The organism is Vibrio sp. Vb0598 (assembly GCF_033338935.1).
GTDB lineage: Bacteria > Pseudomonadota > Gammaproteobacteria > Enterobacterales > Vibrionaceae > Vibrio > Vibrio alginolyticus.
In genome coordinates this window covers 64,889-89,105 of the sequence record NZ_JAWOTP010000002.1, presented here as the reverse complement: position 1 = coordinate 89,105, position 24,217 = coordinate 64,889, and the positions used below count along the sequence as shown (strand labels likewise).

The window sequence follows — 24,217 nt, the reverse complement described above, 5'->3', positions numbered from 1 at the left end:
GGCTCGCTGTTTTTGTTTTTAACCCTCAACCCTTGTATTGGTCGATGTTACATGTGCCATGTTGTTGCTATTAAGCTCAACATTACAAGAACGCCGACTATGTGCCCTTTCAAGTTTAATTGAACTCGACATGGATATAGCGATCATTAGAACGGCGATAATAACGGTCGTCCACTTTTAGATAAGTGAAATCTCCAATCTTTATGTAGGTACTATTCCGAGGAATTCGGTCATGGTAATAGTAACTGCGCCTTGGTCGTCTGGTCTCCACATAAATAACGTCACGATGTTTGTGTTTATGCTTGTGCTTGCGCTTGTGTTTATGATGGTGGTGATGCGCATGATGGTGATCGTACCGATGTCCATGCTTATGCTTCGGGTCAGCCACCGCTTCTGTACTCAACACACCTAAAGACAACATAACGCCAACCATGGCAAAAGATAATTGCTTTGACACAACAGAGCCTCTTATTCATATCAACATCGATATAATAGAAGGGTGAATCACTGTACATGTCAGCCTTTCGCTAAGGAGTTTTACTAAAAAGTCAGCGCTAACCGTGATTATCAGAGAAACGTCAAACATCACAAATGCTGATGACTTCGAGTGGCCTGGGTTCGGCTATGAATACAAAAAAGCCGCCCGTTTGACTACGAGCGGCTCAGTTTTTAAATAAGCTAGCGTGATTTTATACTGCTTGGGCAAACAGCAAGAAACAGCCGAATAGGAAGATCATGCTCATTCCCATTGCGCCGCCACCAGCTTCATAAATATTGTCATCTTCTACCGGCACTCGGCGCACTTTCATGGTCATTGATAATGGGACAAAGACCGCGAGAAACACAAGAATAATCCCCGCGTAGCTGAGAATAGCTAGGAAGTGTTCTGGCGCAAATACAGCACCTAATAGTGGTAGCACAAAAGTAGTAACAAAAATCACTGGCTTACTTGCTTTCAGTAGGTCTGCATTTTGATCATATAGCGCCATTGCAACACCTAAGAACGACGTTAGCAGTGCCAAACCAGTAAACATGGATAGGATGAACTCTAAGCCCTCGTATTGCTGACCTAGTACCGATATCAACTCTGTTACGTTGGAGTATTGAACAAGCTCATGAGGTGGTAGGTTGCCGACAACCGCTAACAACCATAATAGGTAACAAACAAGCGGAATAGTTGAGCCCACGATAATCATATTACGCAGCTGTGTTTTACTCGCTTCTTTGTTGTAAGTTACAAGCGATGGGATCACGACCATAAAACCGAAACTGGTGAAAAGCACCGAACTGGTTTTGATAAGTGCCATTTTATCGTCGCTCACAACCTCATCAAGTCCTTCAAACGAGACGCTTGGTGCAAGCGCAAAAAGTGTCAGGATCAGCGCTACGATCATGCCTAGGAACAAACCGCGATTCAGCTTATCTACTACCCCTGTACCTGCCGAAACAATGATACCAACTAAAAGAGTAAAACCGACTTGGCTTGAGATCGTAGATGTTGGAAGCCCAATTGAGGCTGTTACTTTTTGTACGAGATCACCCGCACCAATGATGTAAGCCATTAATAGACAAACTAACAGGGCGTAAAGCAAGCTGTTGGTTACCAACTGGCCTCCTTTACCAAGCGTTTCGCGAGCAATTGCATTCATGCTCACACCACCACCTACTTTGCAACTGGCTTCAAGAAGGAGCAGCGCAGCATAAGTCGTTCCAGCCCAGATGAACAACATAAGAAGAGTGCCCCAAAGGAGGCCAAATTGAGCAAGCACCATTGGTATAGCAAGCATACCAGCGCCAAGAGCAGTACCTGCAACGATCAGGGAGCTGCCGACAAGTTTTAGGTTCACGGTTAATACCTCTAAATTCAATCCGTTAATTTCTCGCCAGTTGTGCTTTATCTAAAGCACACAGCAAAACGCTCCGACTTAGTCAAAATTTGGTTACAAGAGCACTATGTTACAAGAGCCCTGTATGGCTAAGAAAACATGCAACAAAAGGTGGTTAATCATTTGCACATGAACACTTGAGAGTCATTTTTGGCGATGTCATCGTTGATGAAATGTGCGCAACTTTGGGTTCGAAGCAAAATTGTTCATCTTAATTCATCAACCCCATTCGTTATGAATGGATTTGGTTCGAAAAGATTGTAAGGCATAAGCAGGACGATTGAAAAGCAAAAGGTCAATCTTATAGCGATATATTTTAACAACTCTTATCTTTTACCTAAGATGTGTTGTTTTTTTCGTCACTAATTAGTCTTTTATCGCTTAAAGAGAAGGAAGAACGTGCTCAATGGCTCAATTTGGCTGGGTGTACAGATTAATTTACAGTTTAAGTGAAGGTGTTAGATTCCAAGGACGTAGCCTAGATCGGACAATATCGCTATTATTCGCTGCGTACCGACACTGTTCGGTTCACATACCTCTAAACACTGATTTACGGTTCGAAAATATAGGTAAATGAGTGTCCGAATGCTGGGTGTGGTTCCCCAGCATTTGCATCCTTTCTTTTAGATGTCATCAATTGATCGAAATTGCGTAAATCTTGTATCGCCCGACTTTACGACTGTGTTAATACGCTTTATCTAGCGCGCCAATGATATAAGTTAACACTGGAATACCCATATCGGCGACCTGCTTCTCAGTCTCACTCATGTTTTCATGCGCCATCCGCAGCTCTACTTCACTTATCGATTCTTTGTGAAGGTAAAGCTCTTTGTAGTTCATCAATCGCTGTTGTGACTGTTGAATCAGTGTCACAACATTCTCTTTAGTCTCACGATGTTGCTGATCAATTTCACTAAATAAATGATCTAAAATGCGTTGCATTTTGCGAATAGAAGCTTTCGTTTCTATTGATTTGTATGATTGATACTTTTCCATTGAGTTAATAACTGACTAAAATATTTACGTTTTTATAAGACAGTTATTTTTATACTGATTGCAAAGCAGGTAAATATGTGGTGGTTAAACTGGTCCACTTCTTGCTCCGTTTAGGTCAAAACTGTCCTTTCAGGAGAGCACATGCAGGTAGACCCTATAATTCAAGCACTGATCGCAAGACGAAAATCGAATGGCCTCTCCCGTGAGCAAATGGCAAACATCGCTGGAATGAGCGTAAAAACATATCAAAGGATCGAGCGCGGAGAGTCCGATCTTAAACTCTCACAATATCGTGCCATATTGCGTTCGCTTCATTTGACTGACCTAGATATTGCTTTAGATGTACGTGATGTTCAGCATGTCACAGCAAATGACCTAACGGCCGTGGCGAGATTGCTCTCACCGGAAGCTCAGTCCCTGCTCGTTCGCCTATTATCGTTAGTCCTTGAACAAAAGAACAAGAAAGGTGATTAACGACATTGCTCATACCCAAACGATGAATGCCCTGTTGAGCGTTGAAACATGAATCGTTTAGACAAAAATAAAACTCGTCAAATGACGAGTTTTATTCTTTATATCAGTCCGTTACTCTAGGCTTTTCAATTCCGATGTATCAACGCCTTTTATTGCATCTTTCGCCACTTTATCAGGATCAAAGACATCACGTTCTTCATATGAATTATCAATCATGCCTTGTCCTATCGCGGTCGCCTGCTTTTGTAACTTGTTACCCTCTACCTCACCAGCATCCCAGCCTTGCCGATAATCGGAGTCGGTTTGATACCTTGTTTCGTCCTTAATATAGTGTTCAAAATCATTCCCTGCCTCTTGCATACCACTATGCCGACCGTCATGAAAGCCTTGGATATAAGCTTCATCATAACCGCTCTCTTTTAACGCGCTGTCACTCGTACCACAGCCTGAGAGGAGAACAAAAAATAGCGAAACGAATACCTTATGAAACATATTTAGGCCTCAAAGCTTTCAAATAAATTAATCATAGTTCGCGATTTCAACTTCTGCTTACTTCAGGCTATTCGATAGCATTGTGACTCGACGAAGCCTGTGAACTTGAGTCCCTACAGTGAGTACAAAGCTGGACAAAGCATCACACCTACTGATAAACATTATACTCAACGCGCGTTTAATACTTCCATCGCAAGTGCTTCATCATCTTGCTCAGCCAAACCACTGATACCAATTGCACCGACGACTTTCCCCTCTTGTTCTACAGGTACACCACCCATAAAGCCTGTGATCTTCGGGTCAGTCCAATAACTCAACTGCTTACCCGTCTCACGAGCCCAAGCGCCCAGATTGCCACTAGGCTGACGGTCTCTAGCCGAGGTGTAAGCTTTGTTCTGTGCCAACAAACCTGCTTGCACACTCACATCATCCATTCGGGCAAAACCGAGCAATTCTCCATGTGTATCAACCACGGCAACCGCAATGCTTTGCTTGCGAGCAGTCGCAATTTCCAATGCCGTTTGAATCAGAGTTTGAACTTGTACGTATTTCATTTTTCTCTCCTACGGGATCTCATGACCAAGGGTTTTCTCGAACAAGCCATACCAATGGCTACGTGATAGCGTGACGTTCTCTACTTGAGCACAAGCGCGAATACGCTGTGGGTTTGCAGTACCAATAACAGGCTGAATTTGGTTTGGGTGACGCGTTAGGAAGGCTAAAGCAATCGCCTCAGACGACACACCATATTCAGCTGCTAGCGCCATTACCATCTCCGCCGTCTGTCTGGTGTTGTGATCATCAGAATGTAAACCACGCTCTGAGAATCTTCCCTGCGCCATACTGCCCCAGGCTTGCAGTTGGATATTGTGCTTACGGGCATGTTCCAGTATTCCTGCAACGTAGTCAGATGCAGACGAAGGAAGCCCCATGCCTTGCTTGATGAAGTCAGACTTAGCCAGACTCATTTCCAACTGGTTCGCCACAACAATTTCGCCCGTTGCTTGTTGAAGAAGATCAATTTGAGCACTGTTCATGTTAGAAACACCGAAGTGGTTAACTTTGCCAGCTTGTTTCAGTGCTTGGAGCGCTGTGCCCAGTTCTTCAAATTCAACCAGAGGATCAGGACGATGCAGCATCAAAACATCAAGGTTTTCCACGCCAAGGCGCTCAAGAATGCCCTCAACAGAAGCCGTCACCCATTTGGCAGAGAAGTCATACTGCTTAACACCTTGCTCATCTCCTAGACGGATGCCGCACTTGGATTGCAGATAAATTCGCTCTCGTAAGGTTGAGTCATTGGCTAAGATGCACCCAAACACTTCTTCTGCCTTACCGAATTTGTAGATATCCGCATGATCAAAGAGATTGATGCCAACCTCTAATGCAGCCTCGACAGCGGCATAAGCTTGGTTTTCATCTTGGGCGGTTAATGGGTTGCGATTCCACTCCCCTCCAAGTCCCATACAGCCGAAGACCAAGCGGCTAACGTTAGGTAAGGTTTTGGCGAGCGGTAGTGTTGGATTGTTCATCGTTATTCTCACTTTTCCGATTTCTGCATCTTCAATTTCTTAAGTTAACTCGAACCATCTTACCGTTCGTAAAAATTAGTTTAATACCGTAAAATCGAATTCATTATCCTCACTACCGAACAATTAAAGCGAGCAATCAAGATGGCAGATTATAAGAGAATCGAAAAACTGATGCTGTTTGCCGAAGTGGCTCAAACACTCAATTTTTCTAGAGCAGCGGAGCAACTTGGCATTTCTAAAAGTTACCTGTCGGAACAAATCAAACGATTGGAATCGGAACTCGCCACGCCTTTGATTGTTCGAACCACACGCAGCGTGAGATTGACGGCAGAAGGTGAATCGATCTTTGCACAAGCGGAAGATCTCAAACGCCGCGTAATGGAAATGGAAAAGAGTTTAAGTCAGCAATCTGAGCAAGTAGACGGTCTGATTCGTCTTACTGCTCCCAAGATGTTTGCCGAAGCGGTGCTGCATGATTTGTGTGTGGCGTTTCGCGCTTTACATCCAAACGTAGAGTTCGAGATTCTTTCTAGCTATCAAGCGTTTAATCTGACAGAAACCAGCGTTGATTTTGCGTTTCGAGCGACAAGAACGCCGCCCGAGAATATGATTGCGCATCACCTTTTGGACTACCACCACTGGCTGGTTGCCTCTCCTCAGTATCTGCAAGAAGAAGGTACGCCAGAGACGTTAGCAGATTTAAAACAGCATCAATGCTTAACCACATTGCATCAAAAAGAGTGGCCGTTAAAAACGGGAACAGTTCAAACCCAAGGTTGGCTTTCAAGCAATGAAAACCGCTTACTCAAAGAATCAGCCCTGTCTGGTAATGGCATTGCTCGGTTAGCAAGTTACTTTGTCGAACAAGACGTTGAACATGGTCGTCTAATGCAGGTTTTATCGGAAGAAACCGACCACCAGCACAACGCGGTTTACTTGGTGTATCCGCAGCTCATCTATCAATCGGCGAAAACCAGAGCCTTCATTGAATTTGTGAAGCAGCACTTTGCTCAATAACTAAAGCAGTTAATCCGCCGACCACACCGAGCGAATATCTGGCCAACCCCAGTTAGTAAGAGCGACGTCTTCTAAAACGCCTTGGAAACGCAAAGTTTGTGTATGGTGGAACATGGGTGCAATCCAGTATTCGCTGATCAACGTCGATGCAATTGGCTCCAATGCATTAAGGTAGTCCTCAAGTGGAACGAAAGATCTGACTCTCTGTAGTTGTTCATCTAACCATTGTGCGTTCTTCTCTCCCAAAGTGTGGAATAGCACAGCGTTGCTGAAGAAGTTCGTGAACGCTGAGGCATGACGATTATCATCTAGGTTTATGTTCGTTACGACCATTGTCTCATTTAGCTCACCGTTCTTAGCCTTCTCGTTCAGCTCACGGTAGGAATACATAACAATTTCTACTTTACTGCCAACACTCACCAAACGATTAGAAATAGCCCGCGCACAGCGACGCAACGCGGTATAGTTATATCCTGCTATCGTAATGTGTTTAGGTAACTTAAGCGGCTCACTGAACGGACGGAGCACTGGCTTCCAACCTGGTAGCAGGTTATGAGCGGGTATACTCCCAAATACAATATTCTCGCGGCGCATCACTTCGGCCAAGAGCTCAGGTTGAATTAGCTCACTAATATAACGGCGCTGCGCTAAAGAGAGTTTGTGCTTAGCGTGCTGATTAAATAAGGCGAATAAGCAACCATCTTCTATTCGACTACGCTTGCTCGCCGATGAGTTTTCTCGGTTTTGCGTCGACATATAGTGTCCACACAAATCCTCCTCGGGCGAAGTATCCCTTTGCAACGAATTTGCTGCCAATGACGGGTTCTCCATTTGCTCGTCATCAACAATCCAGATAGTCACCAAATCCGTTAGAACTCTACATGCATAGTAACCATTAAATGCTTGCAGTTTTAAACGACTTTCATTGTGCTCGACAACAGAGAATGGGCCACTTCCGACCACCAGCTTGTTATTCGCTACGTTAACTTGGCTTACTGGTTGAATGCCGTATTTCACACCAGAAATAAGTCCAGCAAAGCCCAAGTCAGCTCGATTAAGCTTAAAAACAACCTTCAATGGCGTTGGCGCAGTAATGTTAGCAACATGTGCCAACTCTTTTTCGTAATACTGTAGTGAACTCAACTTTGCAAACAAGCTAACCACTGTTTCTGCATCAATGGAATTACCATTATGAAAAGTCAGACCTGGACGAAGGTAGAAAGTCCATTCGTAGGTGTCTTCGTCATAACGCCAGTGATGTGCGAGTTCTGGTTGCACTTTCCCATTGTGATCACTCGAAACTAAGCAACAATAGATTTGCCTTAATAAGAAACGTTCGCTGCTACGCTGAAGTTGATGTGGAACGACGCGCTCAAACATTCGCTTATAGGTTAATTGAATATTGAGCTGTCCTTCTTGAACAGAAGCACCAGACGTTGTTTTTAACAAACGGCCAAATGCCATTTCGTCTTCATCTAATATCGCCAGTGCTTTTTCATACTTGCCTAACTTGATACGTTCAAGAGCCAAGCTCTCTTTTAAAACGTCTAACTCCATATTCAGAATAAGAGTCGATCGTTGGTTCCGCCCAGCTTTCGGGTGCCAGCTCAACCACGCCTTCTGCTGCATCTGCGTTAGCAAGCTACGAGCATGCCGAGAAGAAGTGAACATGATGTCGGCAATGTCCTGTAACGTGGTTTTTGTTTCATCACCAACGCTAAACGAGAGTAATCGTTGGTAATAGCGAAACAAATTGAGATCAGACACTGAATCAACCTTAGATCTGTGAAGTTTGTGGATAGGAATAGTTTACTTAAGTTGGCGGTAATAAAATAAGAAAACTTCCTAATTATCTGTTCCCCTTTTCCACAATTAACCTCCAAATTCGGCTTTAAAGCCCCATATATTTACGTTATTAGGAAAAAAGCCAACAAAAGCACTCTCTTTTTTATATCCCCTTTTATACACATAATTTACTCGTCAGCTAAAGGAGGAAGAAATGAAGAAGCCAATGATGGCGTACTTTTTTCAGCAACGCCTAGCTCAATCGAGTAATAAAATAGAAGTGATGACTCTGGTTTATCTTAACGATATGTTCCAGTGGTCATAGCCTAACCTCAAGCAGAACTTAGCTCCTGATACTACACCCCCACTTCGTTGTATCTTAAGTTCTGCTTTTTCATCTTTTGCACTCTACTACCTTATTGCAGGTTACTAAAAGTTAACTAGTTGAAACACCGCAAAACAGAGTCTACATTGAAGTCTCATCCCCCAATCGCTTTGTTGAGAAAGGGGCATTCATGGATATACACCACCAATTCGGGAGTCAATATGGCAACTTCAGTGAAACTTAAAGCGGGCGACAGCTTCCCTCATCTTCAAGCCACTTTGCTAGATGGTTCAAGCGTAACGTTGGGTCAGCCGCAAGGTGATGCGACTTGGCAAGCAGTATTCGTTTATCGTGGTAAACACTGCCCTCTTTGTACTAAGTACCTCAACGAGCTTGAGAGTTACAAACAGGCTTTCGCTGATGCTGGCGTCGATATTCTTGCCGTTTCTGGCGACTCAAAAGCACAGCTAGAGGGGCATCTAGAGAAACTCGAAATCAGCTTCTCTATCGCTTACGGCCTGACCGAAGAACAAATGAAAACGCTAGGCTTGTATGTATCTATTCCTCGATCTGAACAGGAAACCGATCATAATTTCGCAGAACCAGGTCTGTTTGTGGTGAATGAACACGGCGACTTACACGTGGTGGATATTTCAAACAACCCGTTTGTTCGCCCTGAGCTTGGCGCGCTATCACGCGGATTGGCATGGATTCGCGATCCAAACAATAACTACCCTATCCGTGGCACATTGGATTACTAATATCTTCTACACCCAAGTAAACTTTCTATCCTTAAATAAGCTAGGATTCTTGCCTTAGTGAGAATAACTTGGAATGCATATCAGATCCGTGAGATCTGATATGTATCAACAAGTTGGAAATAGAGTCCTTGTTCATTATACAACGTCTTGATGAAAAACAAGATCAGTGAAGTCCAGGCTCCCCTCAAACGACGTTAAGTATTTACTTCTAAGTCACTTTCACGATAAATACATGAAATTAAGACTAAAAACTTAGACTTAACGGATATATAAATCATAACGGTACCTACACAAGTAGTTGGCTAGCGATTATTATCCTATTGCAACTCACAATTGTGCAATTCTAATAATTCATACCATAAATGAAAACATAGATACCGTAAGAGACAAAATAAAAGCAAACGATTAAATTATCAATAAAACACCGTTCAATTAAAAATAAAAATTTTCACTTTATATAAATATAATTAATCGTTATTTGCAATCACACATCTTAATTGAGAAATACAGTATGAATAAAATCTCTTTGCTTTATATGGCCGTTTGTATCGGATTAGTTGGATGCGGTTCAGGAGGAAGCGACAACGATCCAGCAAAAGATATACATCCCACCATTTCAAATCCGGAACAAGTCAACGCAATGACGGTGGACAAAGGTCATTTCTATTGTTCTGTAAACCAACAAAAACTGGAACACGGAGGGACATCTGCAACCTTGTCCTACCTGATTGAAAAGAAAAGAAATTCTACGGTTGTCGACGATTATGAATGTACCGAATACGGTTTAAAGAAAGGTGAGTCAATTATCGTCACTAAAAGTGCAATTGAAAACTTTTCATACTCAAAACATTATAAAAGCACGAAGAAGAATGACATTAATGGGTTTAAAATCATCTACCCTACAGGGCTTACGACTCCGATTAATAAAGATTATGAAAAAATTACGATCACGTATAATACGGAGAGACCTGACGTTAACATTAAGATAATTCAATATTTTGACGAAAAGTCTAAATTATATACCATCAAAAAATATGAAAGCCACGTTAACGACAACTCACCAATAGGTTTAGTTGAGAAAGAGGAATTCGATAAATATTCCGATTTTGAAAAGAAACTGGAATTAAATAGTGCTTTTTTAAATTCAACTGAAGTGAGTGATTTATTCTACAACTTACTAAGTATGATAAAATAATAACTAGAAATCAAAAACTTAAAAAGTACGATTATGTTCAAGTAGCCTCGATATGCCTGACTCGAAAGAGTACGTTGTTTTACGAAACAAATTACGATTTGAATGAAGCACATTTAAGTTACTTGGGTATAAACGGCGATGTATTGTTAATCAGCTTTCAAAAGAGAGTAACGTTTGCGATTAACTACTTTGGTCTTAACGAAGCTCAATTTGATGCTTTTCAGACCAAATTCGCAAATCATCAAGAATCTTAAGTGCGGTACGGCCGAACTCTGTTAGTTCATAGCTTACGGCAATTGGGCGGTCGCTGATCACTTTGCGCACCACCATACCTTCCGCTTCTAGCTCTTTCAGGCGTTGGTCGATCATCTTTTTACTTGCACCGCCTAGCATGCGTGCTAAGTCATTGAAACGAACTGGGCCGTCTTTCAAATGATAAATCAGAGAACCTTTCCATTTACCACCAATTAGACGCATCCCTTTCTCGATAGCACATGGCTCCGCACATACGTTCACCACTGACTTACGACCTTTGCTATCTACACTGATTCTGCTTTCCACAATACACCTCAAGATACGCACCTAATCTAGGTAACGAAAAGTAAACTAGATACATTTAGTGCTTTAGAGTAATAAAAACGTCACCTCGCCGCAAACAAATAAAAATGGACCGCATGTAGCAGTCCATCTCAATTCATCATTCAGTTCGCACTATCTTTCTAAAAGGATTAGAAGTTTTCGTTAATGTGAGCTTCGAAACGAACAAAATCGTTTTCGATATCTGCGTTCTTCATCACGTCGTAACAAGCGAATGTAGGCAGTGCTGACATACCAAAGAAGCGGAAGTTAGCGTGCATGTGGAACATCAAATCATCCACGCCTTTACCTTGGAATAGGTATTCGCTCTCATCATCAAACGATTCTTCTGGCGCGTTGAATGTCAGTGAAAGCATGTATTTGCTGTTGGTTTGAGTACCGCCTGTACCATAGTTTTTCTTTGGTTCTTCTGCGCTACGGCCATCAAATGCACACAGTGCGCCGCCCATACCCGCAGTAAACACGTCGTCCATGTATTTTTTGAATGACCAAGGCACAGACATCCAGTTGATTGGGCTTTGGATGATCACGCGATCAGCCCATTCAAAGTGTGCGAGTTGCTCATCTACGTTGATCTCATCTTGCATTGTCACAACGCGAACCTCATGGCCTTTTGCTTGCAGAAGCGTCTGTGCTTTGTCGACAAGAGAAGCATTTAGACGACCTTCTGAATATGGTGATGGTTCGTGTGCATTGATGATCAGTACGTTGCTCATGGGATTACCTTTAAATAAGTTCACAAGATGACGCAGTAACCATTGTGCGTCGGATGTGGTTTATTATGGTAACCTAGAAATATAGTGCAATTAGTTAACTTTTAGTAACCTGCTTAATTTTTAATTATATCACTGTTTTTAAAAGATATATTTTTTCAACTTTTTATTCATCGTTATTTCACGATTAATTTTTTCATCGATTTGTTGCATCTTCCACAGAGCAGGCGTACACTTTATCGCAATTCGACGATTAACTATTAAGGCCAGCGAATGAGTGATAAGTGCAAGGACACGTGCGAAGTCGTTTTTCAGACAACGCAACAACAGCTCGAGAAAGAACAAACTCTAGCAGCGCAAGCAAAAGCTTTGTCGCATCCAGCACGTTTGCGCATTCTGCATATCCTGCACACGCTCGATACCATGGGCGGTTGTTTGAACAGTGATTTGGTTTCTGAACTGGGTCTTGCGCAATCTACTGTTTCCGAGCACTTGCGTATTCTCAAGCAAGCAGGCTTTATCAGCGCCGAGCCAAACCCACCTAAGGTGTGTTACCGCATTCAACGCGACGCGTTTGATCAGTTCAATCTAGGCTTTTCCAAGTTATTTGATTGATTCCCTTTGCACGCTGGTCAGGCGTGCAGAGATAAACTATACCTTCAACTATCGCTTTTCGACGATAAACGAATAAGAGAACACTATGACTACTCAAGTTTTAAATAGTGCCAGCGACAAAATGAGCTTCTTGGACCGTTACCTAACGGTGTGGATTTTTGTCGCAATGGCAATCGGTGTAGGTATTGGCGCAGCGTTCCCTCAAGTTGCTGAGTGGAATGAGTCAATGTCAGTCGGCAGCACGAACGTACCGCTCGCGATTGGTTTGATTTTGATGATGTACCCGCCACTAGCAAAGGTGAACTACAACCTGCTAGGTACAGTGACGAAAGATAAAAAAGCGATCACGCTGTCTTTAGTCATGAACTGGATTGTCGGCCCTATTTTAATGTTCATCCTTGCATTGACTTTCCTAGGTGATCATCCGGGTTACATGGTTGGTATCATTCTGATTGGTCTTGCTCGTTGTATTGCGATGGTACTGGTATGGAACGATATCGGTGGTGGTAACAAAGAATACGGCGCAGCCCTAGTTGCACTAAACAGCGCTTTCCAAATCGTGACTTACAGTGTGATGGCATGGTTATTCATCACTGTGTTGCCACCAGTCTTTGGTTACGAAGGTTTCGTGGTTGATATCTCGATGATGGACATCGCGGAAAGCGTTCTGATTTACCTTGGTATCCCATTCCTAGCGGGCTTCCTGAGCCGCAAATGGCTGGTCGCTGCGAAAGGTGAACAATGGTACAACGACGTGTTCATCCCACGCATTTCACCAATTACGCTTATCGCCCTGCTTGCGACCATCGTGCTGATGTTCAGCTTGAAAGGTGAAATGATTCTTGAGCTGCCAATGGATGTATTCCGTGTAGCAATTCCACTGGCTATCTACTTTGTGTTGATGTTCTTTGTCAGCTTCTTCGTTGGTAAGAAAATGGGCATTGACTACGACAAAAACGCGTCAATTGCCTTCACAGCAACAGGCAACAACTTTGAATTGGCTATTGCGGTTTCTATCGCGGTGTTTGGACTAAACTCAGACCAAGCTTTTGCTGGTGTCATTGGCCCGCTGATCGAAGTGCCGGTATTGATTGCTTTGGTGAATGTAGCATTGCGAATGAAAGCCAAATATTATGGCTAACCTAAAAAGCACAAAAAATACAAAAGCGGTAAAACATTAACTCACTACCGTTTTAATATACTCGCTGGGCGTTAGGCCGAACTTACTTTTAAAGCGTTGGCTAAAACGCCCCTCTGACTGATAACCACACAACTGTGCGAGCATAGCAACGTTATACGAGCCATTTTGCATCAAGTAAAGTGCGTGATTTAAGCGCACTTCCGCCAATACTTCACGATACTGGGTACCTTCTTGTTTCAGTTTGCGTATCAATGTTGCTCGGCTCATAGCAAAGTGCCCCGCGACCATGTCTAATGGATGCTCCTCCCCTGGAGAGCGCGATAAGTAACGACTAAGTTTCTGACTAAAAGAGATATGTGAACTCGAGAACAACCGATGCAATAACCCTCTCTCAGCTAGCTGCTGATATAGGCCCATAATCCAATAGCGTTGTGTCGCTTCACTTAAGCTTTCCCGCTCAAACGAAAACAAAGCATTTAACGTCGCTTTCAATGCTTTATCTGTCTCAACAACGGGTACATAGTTTCCTAATGCGTTACTCATGCTTAGCTCCAACATTTCATCGCTAGGCACACAGTGAAAACTGAACATTCGAGAAAGAAATCGCCCTTGTAGAGGAAGATTTTCAAAATTTAGGGATGCATTTGCTTCACAAAGCATGATATTTGGATGATGGATGTCGAGTACTTCATCTTTCCAGAAAAGATGTTTACTCCCCTTAACAATCTGAATAAGGCTTGGGGAGTGAATCCTGACATTACGAAGCTTCTGCTGCTGCTCCGCACGAAACAGCGTAACCTGATATTGGTGACCCATTCTCTCCCCTTATATTCAATTATCGCGTGTAAGTCGTGGTTAATGTCGCTTTACCCAAAGCAACACTATTCAAAGTAAACCCTACAATGGCTGGTGGCGTGTTTTCATCCAAATTCAGTTCTTCAGTTGGCAATGCCCACACCGTAAACTGGTAACGATGCATCCCATCATTCTTTGGAGGACACGCGCCGCCGAACCCCGTTGTGCCGTAGTCAATACGAGATTCTTTGCCGCCTAACTTGTTCATATCAATGCCTCGAGGCAGTTCGCTAACGGTGGATGGAATATTAAACGCTATCCAATGCCAAAAACCACTGCCTGTTGGCGCGTCGGGGTCATACACGGTGATCGCAAAACTTTTTGTGCCCTTTGGAGCTTCTTTCCACATCAATTGTGGTGATTGATTCCCGCCATCACATCCCCAACCAGAGTATTCAAATGTCTTCGCCATCGGGTGGCCTTCTTGAATATCTCTACTCACGAGTTCAAATGCATGGGCAGAACCGACCGCAAAAACACTCAATGCCAAAACTGATTTGTAGATCGCTTTCATGTTTTTCTTCCTTTCAATGAATTCAACACTAGTGTAAGTACCCAGCAGTCCGAATCCTTGTCAGTAAGTATCAAAAAACACAAAATAATCTATAATTTTGATACTTTAAGATTCTAACACAAATTTCTTACTCTCTTAATTGCACTTGGTTTATGCTAATTAATCGCTCACGGAACAAGGAAGGAAAATGGAATTGGATATCTACGTGGTGGACGCCTTCACCGATACGCAATTCAAAGGCAACTCAGCAGCGGTCGTACCGTTAGAGGAATGGCTAGCCCCAGAATTGATGCAAAATATCGCGACAGAAAACAACTTGTCGGAAACGGCTTTTCTAAAATCCATTGGCGCAAACCGATATGAGATTCGTTGGTTCTCTCCGATTACTGAAATCGATTTCTGTGGACACGCAACACTGGCCTCTTCGTTAGTTCTGTTTGATGAGTTTGGCATTAATGGCACGATTGAATTTCATACTCTGGAAGTAGGAACCCTCACCGTAGAGAAGAATGCGCAAGGTAAGATCGAGATGACGTTCCCTGCTCGTCCTCCAAAAGCCGTTTCTGATATTCCCTCGGCATTGATTGAAGGCCTAAGTTGCGATGTGGAACGCGTACTGCTTAGCCCTCAAGCGTATTTCGTGGTGGTCGGCAACCAGCAGGAGGTACTTGAGGTTCAATACCGTTCAGAGCACCTCAAGACACTCGCTCCTTACGATGTGGTCGTTACCGCGAAAGGTGATCAACAAGACTTTGTATCGCGTTACTTTTGGCCTGCAAATGGTGGTGACGAAGACCCCGTAACTGGCTCGATTCACGCTGGGTTAGCACCGTTCTGGGCAGAAGCGTTAGGCAAAGCATCACTGGTCGCTTACCAAGCTTCTCAGCGCGGAGGTATTTTGCACTGTGAAGTTACTGGCGAACAAGTAAGAGTATCTGGCGACGGCGTGCTCTACATGAAAGGCCAGATTTTTGTTTAAATGATATTCATGTAATCAACTTAAAAGAGCCAAGTAAAGCACGGCTTCAGCAGGATAAAGCCAGTTTCAATAATTAATCAATTGATGAATATTGAAGGAATTAACTTCCTAGCCGGACAAAACTGACTCACGTTACACTGAATGCAGTCCCACACTCTTCTATAGCTTGATACGAATTCGAGCTCACCTTCTTAGAGGAAGCGTCGCATGATGAAGCGAATCATTCTTGGCACCCTAGCCCTGACTCTTTTAGCTGCCTGTTCCAAAGATGACGGACAGCAAGCCCTTGGCACACTGGAACGTGACCGCGTAACCTTTACTGCAACCTCTAGCGAGATAATTCGTGCCCTACCCATCAAGGAAGGCAGCCAAGTCACCGAAGGAGAAGTGCTGGTTCAGCTCGATACAAAGAACCAAGAAGCCGTTTTAGCTCACGCCGTAGCCGAACAAGCCAAGGCTGACGCCTATCTTTTGAAATTGACCAATGGTGAGCGACCAGAAGACATTGCCGCAGCGCAAGCACGTGTTGCCAGAGCGGAAGCTCAATTGGTTGAAGCGCAAAAGAACTACCAACGTAAGGCGGAGTTAGTTCGTAAAAAACTCATCAGCCAATCAGAGAAAGACACCGCTTTAGCAGCCAGAGATTCTGCCCGTGCAGAGCTAGACTCCTCACAAGAAGAGTTCAGCAAACTGACCGCTGGCTCTCGTCCTGAAGATATTGAACAAGCAAAAGCCGCACTCATGGCAGCAAAAGCCGATGTGGCACTACAAGAACAAAAGCTGGCAGAACTCACCATCACCGCCACGCGAGATGGCTTGTTAGATAACCTACCGTTTAACCTTGGCGAACGCGTTCCTGTGAATGGTGTAGTTGCTGTAATACAAGCCAGCCGCGTCCCATACGCTCGCGTTTACGTTCCTGCCAACTACCGAGTCGATTTTGTGCCGGGTAAAACGGTTAACGTGCATGTAGATGGCGTTGAGCAACCATATAGCGGCACCGTTCGTTGGGTAGCGACTGAGCCTTCATTCACGCCTTATTTCGCGCTTACCGAGGAAGAACGCTCGCGTTTGATGTACCTAGCAGAAGTCGACCTTCAAGACTCCGCACAATCCTTGCCTTCAGGTATTCCAGCGCAAGTGGATTTGGTGGAGTAAGCCGATGACCGAATACGCGATTCAAGCTGAAAATGTAGTGAAAAAGTTTGGTGACTTCACCGCCATCAACAACATCACGCTTAATGTGCCCAAAGGCAGTATTTATGGTTTTCTTGGTCCCAACGGCTGCGGTAAATCAACAACCATTCGTGTGCTGACTGGCTTGCTTAGCCCAAGTGAGGGCAACGTGGATGTGCTTGGGCTAGAGATCCCAAAACAATCTGAGCTTCTGCGCCTCAAGATTGGCTACATGACACAAAAGTTCTCCCTCTATGATGACCTGACAGTTCAAGAGAATCTTGAGTTTATTGGACAAATCTTTGGTATGGAAACCAAGGCTCTGAAAGCTCGCATCGAAGAACAACTATCCACCTACGGTCTCGACCAGCTGCGTAAACAGCGCGTCGGCGGAATGAGTGGCGGCCAGAAACAACGCTTGTCTCTCGCCGCAGCCACTATGCACAAACCAGAACTGTTGTTTCTCGATGAGCCCACATCTGCGGTTGACCCAGAGAACCGACGCGATTTCTGGGAGCAGTTGTTTGATCTCTCTGACCAAGGCACGACGATTTTGGTCACAACGCACTACATGGACGAAGCAGAGCGCTGTCATCGTCTGGCGATTATGGAAGCTGGGGAAATCCGCGCCGATGGTGAGCCAGAAGAACTCATGGCCCAAATGGGCGTTAACATCGTTGAAGTCAAAGCGGATAACTTACGCGAGCTAAAAGAGAAAGTCATTCGACGCGAAGAAGTCCGTTCTGCCGCACAGCTCGGCATTCGCTTACGCATTTTGATCCACCAGCACATCGAAGAACCGATCGAATGGTTAACCCAAACCTTTCCTGAGCTTGATGGCTGCGAGATGAACATTGCTCGTCCTAGCTTGGAAGATGTGTTTGTCAGCGTTACGGGAGAAGGTCGCCAATGATGAAATCTATTGCCCGCATGAAAGCGGTGATGATCAAAGAGATCCGTCAGCTTTCACGTGACCGCATTACCTTTGGCATGGTCGTAATGATCCCCCTGATTCAGCTCCTGCTATTTGGCTTTGCCATTAATACGGATATTCGCAACATTCCCGTTGGCGTCGTCGATCAAAGTGGCAGCACTGCCGGGCGCGTGATCACTGAGTCCGTCAAAGTCACACAAGTGGTCGATGTGGTCGAAACCTTCGCTACCGCTTCTGAAGCCGAGCAAGCCATTCAAGACGGTTTGGTGCGAGCGGCTTTAATTCTACCTAGCGACCTAACCCAACGCATGGTGCAAGGTAGAGAGCTTGGCCAGTGGATTGTGGATGGTTCAGACACCATGATCAGCTCAGCGATTCTCTCACTGCAAACCATGCCGTTAACGGATTTTGATTTTGAGATACGCCCTGCCCCAACCAAAACCTTTGAAGTTGCGCTGTATTACAACCCGAGTCGGCGCTCGGCGGTGAACATTGTCCCCGGTTTATTGGGCGTGATTCTAACCATGACGATGATCTTGTTCACCAGCGCAGCCATTGTTCGAGAACGGGAACGTGGCAATTTAGAGTTACTGATTACTACGCCAATCCACTCCATCGAACTCATGGTAGCGAAGATCATTCCCTACATCTTTGTTGGTCTGATACAGGTGTTTATCATTTTAGGCTTGGGTCATTGGATATTTGGTGTACCGATAAACGGCGCCATTAGTCAGATACTGTTTGGCACGCTGTTGTTTATCGCCGCGAGTTTAACCTTAGGTTTGGTGATATCCACCATTGCGACGACGCAGCTTCAAGCAATGCAGATGACGGTGTTTATTCTTTTGCCATCGATTCTTCTGTCCGGATTTATGTTCCCTTATGAAGGAATGCCCATCGCGGCACAATGGATATCCGAAGCGCTGCCTGCCACCCACTTTATGCGAATTATTCGTGGTGTGGTGCTGCGTGGTGCAGACCTCATGGAGCTATGGCGAGATACAGTTTGGTTACTTGGATTCACCGTTATCGGCCTTATTGTCGCTTCATTTCGCTTCAAAAAATCACTCGACTAATCCCACGATATTGCGTTCATTCCTTAAAAACAAAAATAGCCCCAACGAAGGGCTATTTTTTGTTTCTGTATTCATACACTGTGCTATCGAGCTCAACTCTCAGACAATATTAATAGTACTCACCGTAGGAACAATCTCGTAAATCGGAAATATTGTAGTTTTTCAAAGAGTTTATTTTAAAGTTGAACACTACCTGTTTACAGACAACGCCTTCGCGATCCGTATACGTGATAATACCTTCACTGTACGCACGCTGACCATCAGAGGATGTCACGTCAGCAACAAGTTCCAAATGGCCCTTATGCGCGTCTACGCGATTCATCATCTCAAACACATCTACCCACTCTTCGCGATTTGCCATTTGTATTAGCATCGACTTCGCCTGTGTTTCCAACTGCTGGGGGTATACATAATAACGGTTGTAACCAAAGTATGCGCACATAAGTAATAAAACGAGTGCAAATGAGGTTGTTCTTGTCATACAAGCTTCCTCTTGTTGTTATAAAAATCTTGCTTCGTTAATTCAGTATAGGAAGCGAGCAAAGTTTAGGTTATAGAACTTGCCCAAATAACAGAGGACAGTCAGAGACAGTCAATTCTATGACAAGCTCAACAACAAACTTTATTGCACTCTCATCATGGGCTTGAACAAAAATACGCCACAGAGACAGCAAGAAGTAAGAAGGGAAAACTAACCGGAGCGCGGTGATAACAGAAAAGTAAAAGGAGTTGGAAGAAAAAGACAATCGAGTGAATGTAGTGAGAGCGGAAATCAAGATTAGATTATCCGCCCATCAACTAGGCTCAAATTGTCAGTGCCCACAACAACGTGACTCGCCGAATTTAAACGTGTTGGTAACTATCTTCGAGAGACTCTGTCTGCGTTGTCTTTTCGCTCACTTCCACTTTAACCGCAGCGACCTTGAACTCAGGGATCTTCGCATGCGGGTCAGTTGCCGTTGTCGTTAGGCGGTTGACTGGCGATTCAACAAAGTGGAATGGAATGAACACCACTCCTTTTTGAATACGCTTAGTCACAAAAGCATCAATCTCAATGCTGCCGCGACGTGTAGACACCGTCAGACGCTGACCATTACTGATGCCAAGCGTTTCTGCGTCTTCCACGCTCACCATCGCGCGAGGGCCAGCAAGATTATCCAACCCTTTGGTCTTACGCGTCATGGTGCCAGTGTGGAATTGCTCAAGTACACGACCTGTAGTAAGCACCAGTGGATACTCTTCATCTGGCAGCTCAGCCGCATAACGGAACGGTACGCCCACCATTTGCCCTTTACCACGAGTAAACTGGGTTTGGTGCATGATGCGAGTACCCGCAGGGTTGTTCTTATTGCTCGGCCATTGCACACCGTTTGGCGTAATGGCGTCCCAACGAAGACCCGCGTATTGAGGTGTCACTCGTGCAATTTCGTTAGTGATATCAGACACACAGTGGTAGTCCCAATCACTGCCCATGGCATTGGCGATTTCTTGAATAATCCACCAATCTTCTTTTGCCTCACCCGGTGCCGTGACAACCGGATTCACACGCTGAACACGACGCTCCGTATTGGTGAAGTGCCCCGCTTTCTCTGCAAACGAGCAAGAAGGCAGAACCACATCCGCGTATTGAGCGGTTTCCGTTAGGAAGATGTCTTGAACAACCAAGAAGTCGAGCGCTTCTAAACCTTCAATCACATGCGCTTGGTTCGGGTCACTCAATACTGGGTTCTCACCCATGATGTACATACCACGAACGTCACGATGGCAAGCCGCGTCAATGATTTCTGTCAGGGTTAAACCTTGCTCAGAAGGCAGATTTGGTGCGTTCCATTCAATAGCAAACTTCTGTCGCACAATTGGGTTGTATACCTTTTGATAGCCCGGGAAGCTGTTTGGCAAAGCGCCCATATCACACGCGCCTTGCACGTTAGATTGACCACGTAGCGGGTTAATACCACCACCTTCAATACCGATGTTGCCACACAGCAATTGCAGGTTAGCGATAGAACGCACGTTGTCATGACCTGTCGTGTGCTGAGTAATCCCCATCGAGTAGTAAACAGCCGTACGATCTGCTGTACCGATCATGCGCGCCATTGCTTGAATGTCTTCGGCTTTTACGCCCGTAACCAACTCCACTTTATCGAGGTTATAAGCTGGTGACATCACTTCTTGCAGTAAGGTATCAAAGCCGTCGACACGTTCTTCGATGTACTCTTGATCGTACCAGCCGTTCTTAATGATCTGCTGCATGACACCGTTTAGGAGCATCACATCCGTACCCGGACGATGCGCCATATACAGCTCAGCATGCTCTGCCATATCGACACGTTTCGGGTCAGCCACAATCAAGCGAGCGCCGTGGTGACGAATTGCTTGTTTGATGTGTGAAGCGATGATCGGGTGCGCCGATGTGGTATCCGAACCGATAATAAAGATCACATCCGAGTGCTTAATGCTTGGAATGTCGTTGGTCATTGCACCACTACCGAGTGATGCCTCAAGACCGGTTACACTCGATGCGTGACACAAGCGCGCACAGTGATCGACGTTATTGGTGCCTAGTTCACGACGGACAAATTTTTGGAACGCGTAGTTGTCTTCGTTGGTGGTTTTCGCTGAAGAGAAACCCGCCAATGCGTTGCTGCCAAAATCTTGCTTGATGCCAGAGAACTTGCTTGCAATCAGTTGAATCGCCTCTTCCCAACTCGCAGGCTGCAACCAACCGTCTTTACGAATCAAAGGCGTGGTAAGACGCTCTTCACTGCCGATGAAATCAAAACCAAAGCGCCCTTTCACACACAGCATGCCTTGGTTCACTGGCGAGTCACCGCCCTTCACGTAACGAATCGTATTGGTTGCTTCGTCCACGAACATAGTCAACTTACAACCCACACCACAGTACGTACAAATGGTGTCGACCGCTTTCAGATCTTCAGTACGGCCTTGCGAACGGTCACGACTATCGACCATTGCGCCCGTTGGACACACTTGAACGCACGCGCCACATTGCACGCAGTTCGAATCACCCATTAGGGTTAAGCCATTCTTGTTACTTCCAAAGTGTGGACGATCGTCAGGACGTAATGCCGGACGACCTTGTTTATCGCACACGAAGTTCAGTACACCGTGTACGGCTTTGTCGCGGCACGCTTGGATGCACTGACCACAGCTAATACAGCGGTTAGCATCAAACTCAATAAACTCAGAGCTGCGGTCAACTTCGTACTTATGACGCAAGTCTTTCGCACGAAGATCTAACCAATCTTGATGCGATTTAATCTGCAAAGAGAAGTCAAAGCTTTGCTCAGCCTCATATTCGGTGGAGTAATCACGCAGCGCACAATCAGTATTTGCCTGACAGCCACATTCTAGACAGCGCGCAGCTTCCTTCATTGCTTCTTCGTTATCAAAGCCCAACTCCACTTCAGCGAAGCTTTGCTCGCGTTGTGCTGGAGTCAGCTCAGGCATGATAGATCGAGCAACTTTCTGGATGTTCTCGAAGTGAAGCGGATCGACTTGAGAGAGCTTCTTCTCTTTGCGCGAGTTGAACGCCGCCTTTGGCATGTCTGCCATATCACCATTCAAAAACAGGTCAATGGCTTTTGCCGCAACGCGACCATCACCCACCGCTTCAACTGCCGTTGCTGGGCCGCGGCGGAAATCACCAATACTGAAGATGTTGCCCGTGCCAGTGTGCATGGTCTTTTCATCTGCATCTGAGGTGTTCCAACGCGTAAGCGGAATCGACAAATCTTCACCTTCGAGGAAGCTCAGGTCTGGCTTTTGCGATACTGCTGCAATCACGGTGTCGAACTCTTCGGTGAAGAACTCGCCAGTTGGTTTAGGGCTTCGACGACCAGATGCATCCGGCTCACCCAACGCCATGCGCTCTAGGCGAATCGCACTCACGCGTCCAGTTTCATCGGCAAGGTTTTCTGCCGGGTTGGTCAAGAAGTGGAATTTCACCCCTTCGTGTTCCGCTTCGACAATCTCGTAGTCTTCTGCCGGCATTTCGTCACGGGTACGACGGTAAATCAACGTGGTGTCTGCACCAGCACGACGCGCAGTACGAGCACAGTCAATTGCCGTGTTACCACCACCGATCACCGCGACTTTCTGACCCGTTACATAGTTTTGCTCGGTAACGTAATCTTTTAGGTAATCAACGCCTAAGTAGCAACCTTCAAGGTCACTGCCTGTGTAATGCATTTCAACCGCTTGAGACGCGCCGACAGCCAAACACACTGCGTCGTATTCTTCGCTCAATTGAGAAAGCGTGAAATCCACACCCAGCTTTTGATTGGTGTGAACTTGCATGCCATTGCGGCACATCAGTTCGATTTCTTTATCGAGAATGTCTTTTGGTAAACGGTATTCTGGAATGCCATAACGCAACCAACCACCCGCTTTTGGCATGGATTCAAAGACCGTAACGTCGTAGCCTTCGTTCGATAGGTAGTAGCCAGCTGTCAGACCACCAGGACCACTGCCGACGACGGCAATGTTCAAACCTTTGCTTGGTTTCTTTTCTGGTACATAGGCTTCATGCGCAGACAAATCCGCATCCGCGGCATGACGTTTTAGCTGACGAATTGCAATAGGCTCATCGACTAACGAGCGGCGACATTCACTCTCACAAAATGCCGGGCACACACGACCAATCGATAGCGGCATAGGAAGCGTACGCTTAATCACTTCAATCGCTTTTTGATGATCGTTCTGTGCGATGTGATAAAGGTACGATTGGATATCAACGCCCGCTGGACACGCGGTTTTACATGGCGCTTCACAATCGGCGTAATGGTCCGTCATGATGCGGTTGAGTGCTTTTCTGCGGTGCTCGCTTAATTGTTCTGATTGCGTGACCACATTAAGGCCCCGGTAAACTTCAAGTTCACACGCACGCTTAGTACCGCCGCTTTCGACTTCAACCACACACAAGTCACACGGTACTTTTTCATTACTTTTGTTCATTCCGCACAGCGATGGGATCTCGACCCCACACACTTTTGCTGCTTCTAAAAGGGTTAGACCCTCTTCTACAATTCTATATTTTCCATCGATGACAATTTCTATCATGCAACCCCCGCAGCAAAGCAAATCCAAATCTGCACAAGTAAAACCATGCATTCTATAAGGATAATCATTTGT

The 24,217-nt window shown here is 45.1% G+C and carries 23 protein-coding genes; 10 read left to right on the top strand and 13 right to left on the bottom strand.

Translation table 11 applies throughout. The features are described 5' to 3' along the window. Positions 1-115 precede the first annotated feature (115 nt). The 3 genes from R7Q38_RS02955 to R7Q38_RS02945 form a co-directional block, all read right to left on the bottom strand. Positions 116-457 (bottom strand): hypothetical protein, encoded by a 342-nt coding sequence (locus R7Q38_RS02955; RefSeq protein ID WP_080276968.1) that lies wholly within the window; start codon positions 455-457, stop codon positions 116-118. 232 nt (positions 458-689) lie between these two features. Next, entirely contained in the window at positions 690-1,847 is a 1,158-nt protein-coding gene (locus R7Q38_RS02950) for an amino acid permease (protein ID WP_005375474.1), read from the bottom strand. A gap of 723 nt (positions 1,848-2,570) precedes the next feature. Then, positions 2,571-2,882 carry a hypothetical protein gene (locus tag R7Q38_RS02945; RefSeq protein ID WP_005375472.1) on the bottom strand — a complete coding sequence of 104 codons (312 nt, stop codon included), beginning with the start codon at positions 2,880-2,882 and terminating at the stop codon, positions 2,571-2,573. 141 nt (positions 2,883-3,023) lie between these two features. On the opposite strand from R7Q38_RS02945, the gene R7Q38_RS02940 reads away from it, so the two are divergent. After that, on the top strand, positions 3,024-3,356 hold the full coding sequence (locus tag R7Q38_RS02940; protein WP_031780945.1) for a helix-turn-helix transcriptional regulator: 333 nt from the start codon (positions 3,024-3,026) through the stop codon (positions 3,354-3,356). Positions 3,357-3,467: 111 nt separating this feature from the next. Here the strand turns inward: R7Q38_RS02940 and R7Q38_RS02935 are convergent, their stop codons facing one another. The 3 genes from R7Q38_RS02935 to R7Q38_RS02925 all read right to left on the bottom strand — a co-directional run bounded on the left by R7Q38_RS02935 (position 3,468) and on the right by R7Q38_RS02925 (position 5,380). Next, positions 3,468-3,848, bottom strand: coding sequence for a hypothetical protein (locus R7Q38_RS02935; protein WP_005375467.1), 381 nt, complete (start codon positions 3,846-3,848; stop codon positions 3,468-3,470). Positions 3,849-4,015: 167 nt separating this feature from the next. Then, positions 4,016-4,402: a heme-binding protein gene (locus R7Q38_RS02930; protein ID WP_318114038.1), complete on the bottom strand. Its 387-nt coding sequence runs from the start codon at positions 4,400-4,402 to the stop codon at positions 4,016-4,018. 9 nt (positions 4,403-4,411) lie between these two features. Beyond that, complete coding sequence (locus R7Q38_RS02925) at positions 4,412-5,380, bottom strand: aldo/keto reductase family oxidoreductase (protein ID WP_138939622.1); 969 nt, start codon at positions 5,378-5,380, stop codon at positions 4,412-4,414. Positions 5,381-5,521: 141 nt separating this feature from the next. Between R7Q38_RS02925 and R7Q38_RS02920 the strand changes: the two genes are divergently transcribed. Further along, the gene (locus R7Q38_RS02920; RefSeq protein ID WP_138939623.1) at positions 5,522-6,397 is read left to right on the top strand and encodes a LysR family transcriptional regulator; all 876 of its coding nucleotides are present in this window, start codon (positions 5,522-5,524) and stop codon (positions 6,395-6,397) included. Between the two features lie 9 nt (positions 6,398-6,406). Here the strand turns inward: R7Q38_RS02920 and R7Q38_RS02915 are convergent, their stop codons facing one another. Continuing rightward, entirely contained in the window at positions 6,407-8,164 is a 1,758-nt protein-coding gene (locus tag R7Q38_RS02915) for an SgrR family transcriptional regulator (protein ID WP_318114037.1), read from the bottom strand. Positions 8,165-8,728: 564 nt separating this feature from the next. Here R7Q38_RS02915 and R7Q38_RS02910 point away from each other — a divergent pair. Then, entirely contained in the window at positions 8,729-9,268 is a 540-nt protein-coding gene (locus R7Q38_RS02910; RefSeq protein WP_104980833.1) for a redoxin domain-containing protein, read from the top strand. Positions 9,269-9,779: 511 nt separating this feature from the next. Then, positions 9,780-10,463: a hypothetical protein gene (locus tag R7Q38_RS02905; RefSeq protein ID WP_054865852.1), complete on the top strand. Its 684-nt coding sequence runs from the start codon at positions 9,780-9,782 to the stop codon at positions 10,461-10,463. Between the two features lie 195 nt (positions 10,464-10,658). Here R7Q38_RS02905 and R7Q38_RS02900 read toward each other — a convergent pair whose 3' ends face one another. Both R7Q38_RS02900 and R7Q38_RS02895 read right to left on the bottom strand, forming a co-directional pair. Further along, positions 10,659-11,024, bottom strand: a complete 366-nt coding sequence (locus R7Q38_RS02900; RefSeq protein ID WP_054865851.1) for a winged helix-turn-helix transcriptional regulator — start codon at positions 11,022-11,024, stop codon at positions 10,659-10,661. A gap of 167 nt (positions 11,025-11,191) precedes the next feature. Then, positions 11,192-11,776: an NAD(P)H-dependent oxidoreductase gene (locus R7Q38_RS02895; protein ID WP_017635228.1), complete on the bottom strand. Its 585-nt coding sequence runs from the start codon at positions 11,774-11,776 to the stop codon at positions 11,192-11,194. A 270-nt stretch (positions 11,777-12,046) separates the two neighbouring features. On the opposite strand from R7Q38_RS02895, the gene R7Q38_RS02890 reads away from it, so the two are divergent. Together R7Q38_RS02890 and arsB are read left to right on the top strand one after the other, a co-directional pair. Next, a complete protein-coding gene (locus R7Q38_RS02890) occupies positions 12,047-12,388 on the top strand; it encodes an ArsR/SmtB family transcription factor (RefSeq protein ID WP_005375451.1) in 342 nt (113 codons plus the stop codon). A gap of 85 nt (positions 12,389-12,473) precedes the next feature. Further along, positions 12,474-13,529 carry an ACR3 family arsenite efflux transporter gene (arsB, locus tag R7Q38_RS02885; protein WP_005385145.1) on the top strand — a complete coding sequence of 352 codons (1,056 nt, stop codon included), beginning with the start codon at positions 12,474-12,476 and terminating at the stop codon, positions 13,527-13,529. Between the two features lie 36 nt (positions 13,530-13,565). Here the strand turns inward: arsB and R7Q38_RS02880 are convergent, their stop codons facing one another. Both R7Q38_RS02880 and R7Q38_RS02875 read right to left on the bottom strand, forming a co-directional pair. Then, on the bottom strand, positions 13,566-14,345 hold the full coding sequence (locus tag R7Q38_RS02880) for an AraC family transcriptional regulator (RefSeq protein WP_213897586.1): 780 nt from the start codon (positions 14,343-14,345) through the stop codon (positions 13,566-13,568). A 19-nt stretch (positions 14,346-14,364) separates the two neighbouring features. Then, positions 14,365-14,898, bottom strand: a complete 534-nt coding sequence (locus R7Q38_RS02875; protein ID WP_005375444.1) for a YbhB/YbcL family Raf kinase inhibitor-like protein — start codon at positions 14,896-14,898, stop codon at positions 14,365-14,367. Between the two features lie 187 nt (positions 14,899-15,085). On the opposite strand from R7Q38_RS02875, the gene R7Q38_RS02870 reads away from it, so the two are divergent. The 4 genes from R7Q38_RS02870 (at position 15,086) to R7Q38_RS02855 (ending at position 19,063) form a co-directional block, all read left to right on the top strand. Beyond that, positions 15,086-15,877, top strand: a complete 792-nt coding sequence (locus R7Q38_RS02870; protein ID WP_054865850.1) for a PhzF family phenazine biosynthesis protein — start codon at positions 15,086-15,088, stop codon at positions 15,875-15,877. A 207-nt stretch (positions 15,878-16,084) separates the two neighbouring features. After that, positions 16,085-17,035, top strand: coding sequence for an HlyD family secretion protein (locus R7Q38_RS02865; RefSeq protein WP_372430176.1), 951 nt, complete (start codon positions 16,085-16,087; stop codon positions 17,033-17,035). Positions 17,036-17,039: 4 nt separating this feature from the next. Then, positions 17,040-17,966 (top strand): ABC transporter ATP-binding protein, encoded by a 927-nt coding sequence (locus R7Q38_RS02860; RefSeq protein WP_045456700.1) that lies wholly within the window; start codon positions 17,040-17,042, stop codon positions 17,964-17,966. Beyond that, positions 17,966-19,063, top strand: coding sequence for an ABC transporter permease (locus R7Q38_RS02855; protein ID WP_031778897.1), 1,098 nt, complete (start codon positions 17,966-17,968; stop codon positions 19,061-19,063). Before R7Q38_RS02860 ends, R7Q38_RS02855 begins: the two co-directional genes overlap by 1 nt. 109 nt (positions 19,064-19,172) lie before the next feature. On the opposite strand, the gene R7Q38_RS02850 is transcribed toward R7Q38_RS02855, so the two are convergent. After that, on the bottom strand, positions 19,173-19,544 hold the full coding sequence (locus R7Q38_RS02850) for a hypothetical protein (RefSeq protein WP_005375433.1): 372 nt from the start codon (positions 19,542-19,544) through the stop codon (positions 19,173-19,175). Between the two features lie 362 nt (positions 19,545-19,906). Next, positions 19,907-24,145, bottom strand: a complete 4,239-nt coding sequence (gene fdhF, locus R7Q38_RS02845) for a formate dehydrogenase subunit alpha (protein WP_170890023.1) — start codon at positions 24,143-24,145, stop codon at positions 19,907-19,909. Positions 24,146-24,217 lie beyond the last annotated feature (72 nt).

Bases quoted from the DNA above. Each gene is read 5' to 3' on its own strand.
- R7Q38_RS02945 (WP_005375472.1), bottom strand. From the start codon at position 2,882: ATGGAAAAGTATCAATCATACAAATCAATAGAAACGAAAGCTTCTATT.
- R7Q38_RS02940 (WP_031780945.1), top strand. From the start codon at position 3,024: ATGCAGGTAGACCCTATAATTCAAGCACTGATCGCAAGACGAAAATCG.
- R7Q38_RS02935 (WP_005375467.1), bottom strand. From the start codon at position 3,848: ATGTTTCATAAGGTATTCGTTTCGCTATTTTTTGTTCTCCTCTCAGGC.
- R7Q38_RS02930 (WP_318114038.1), bottom strand. From the start codon at position 4,402: ATGAAATACGTACAAGTTCAAACTCTGATTCAAACGGCATTGGAAATT.
- R7Q38_RS02925 (WP_138939622.1), bottom strand. From the start codon at position 5,380: ATGAACAATCCAACACTACCGCTCGCCAAAACCTTACCTAACGTTAGC.
- R7Q38_RS02920 (WP_138939623.1), top strand. From the start codon at position 5,522: ATGGCAGATTATAAGAGAATCGAAAAACTGATGCTGTTTGCCGAAGTG.
- R7Q38_RS02910 (WP_104980833.1), top strand. From the start codon at position 8,729: ATGGCAACTTCAGTGAAACTTAAAGCGGGCGACAGCTTCCCTCATCTT.
- R7Q38_RS02905 (WP_054865852.1), top strand. From the start codon at position 9,780: ATGAATAAAATCTCTTTGCTTTATATGGCCGTTTGTATCGGATTAGTT.
- R7Q38_RS02895 (WP_017635228.1), bottom strand. From the start codon at position 11,776: ATGAGCAACGTACTGATCATCAATGCACACGAACCATCACCATATTCA.
- R7Q38_RS02890 (WP_005375451.1), top strand. From the start codon at position 12,047: ATGAGTGATAAGTGCAAGGACACGTGCGAAGTCGTTTTTCAGACAACG.
- arsB (WP_005385145.1), top strand. From the start codon at position 12,474: ATGACTACTCAAGTTTTAAATAGTGCCAGCGACAAAATGAGCTTCTTG.
- R7Q38_RS02880 (WP_213897586.1), bottom strand. From the start codon at position 14,345: ATGGGTCACCAATATCAGGTTACGCTGTTTCGTGCGGAGCAGCAGCAG.
- R7Q38_RS02875 (WP_005375444.1), bottom strand. From the start codon at position 14,898: ATGAAAGCGATCTACAAATCAGTTTTGGCATTGAGTGTTTTTGCGGTC.
- R7Q38_RS02870 (WP_054865850.1), top strand. From the start codon at position 15,086: ATGGAATTGGATATCTACGTGGTGGACGCCTTCACCGATACGCAATTC.
- R7Q38_RS02865 (WP_372430176.1), top strand. From the start codon at position 16,085: ATGATGAAGCGAATCATTCTTGGCACCCTAGCCCTGACTCTTTTAGCT.
- R7Q38_RS02860 (WP_045456700.1), top strand. From the start codon at position 17,040: ATGACCGAATACGCGATTCAAGCTGAAAATGTAGTGAAAAAGTTTGGT.
- R7Q38_RS02855 (WP_031778897.1), top strand. From the start codon at position 17,966: ATGAAATCTATTGCCCGCATGAAAGCGGTGATGATCAAAGAGATCCGT.
- R7Q38_RS02850 (WP_005375433.1), bottom strand. From the start codon at position 19,544: ATGACAAGAACAACCTCATTTGCACTCGTTTTATTACTTATGTGCGCA.
- fdhF (WP_170890023.1), bottom strand. From the start codon at position 24,145: ATGATAGAAATTGTCATCGATGGAAAATATAGAATTGTAGAAGAGGGT.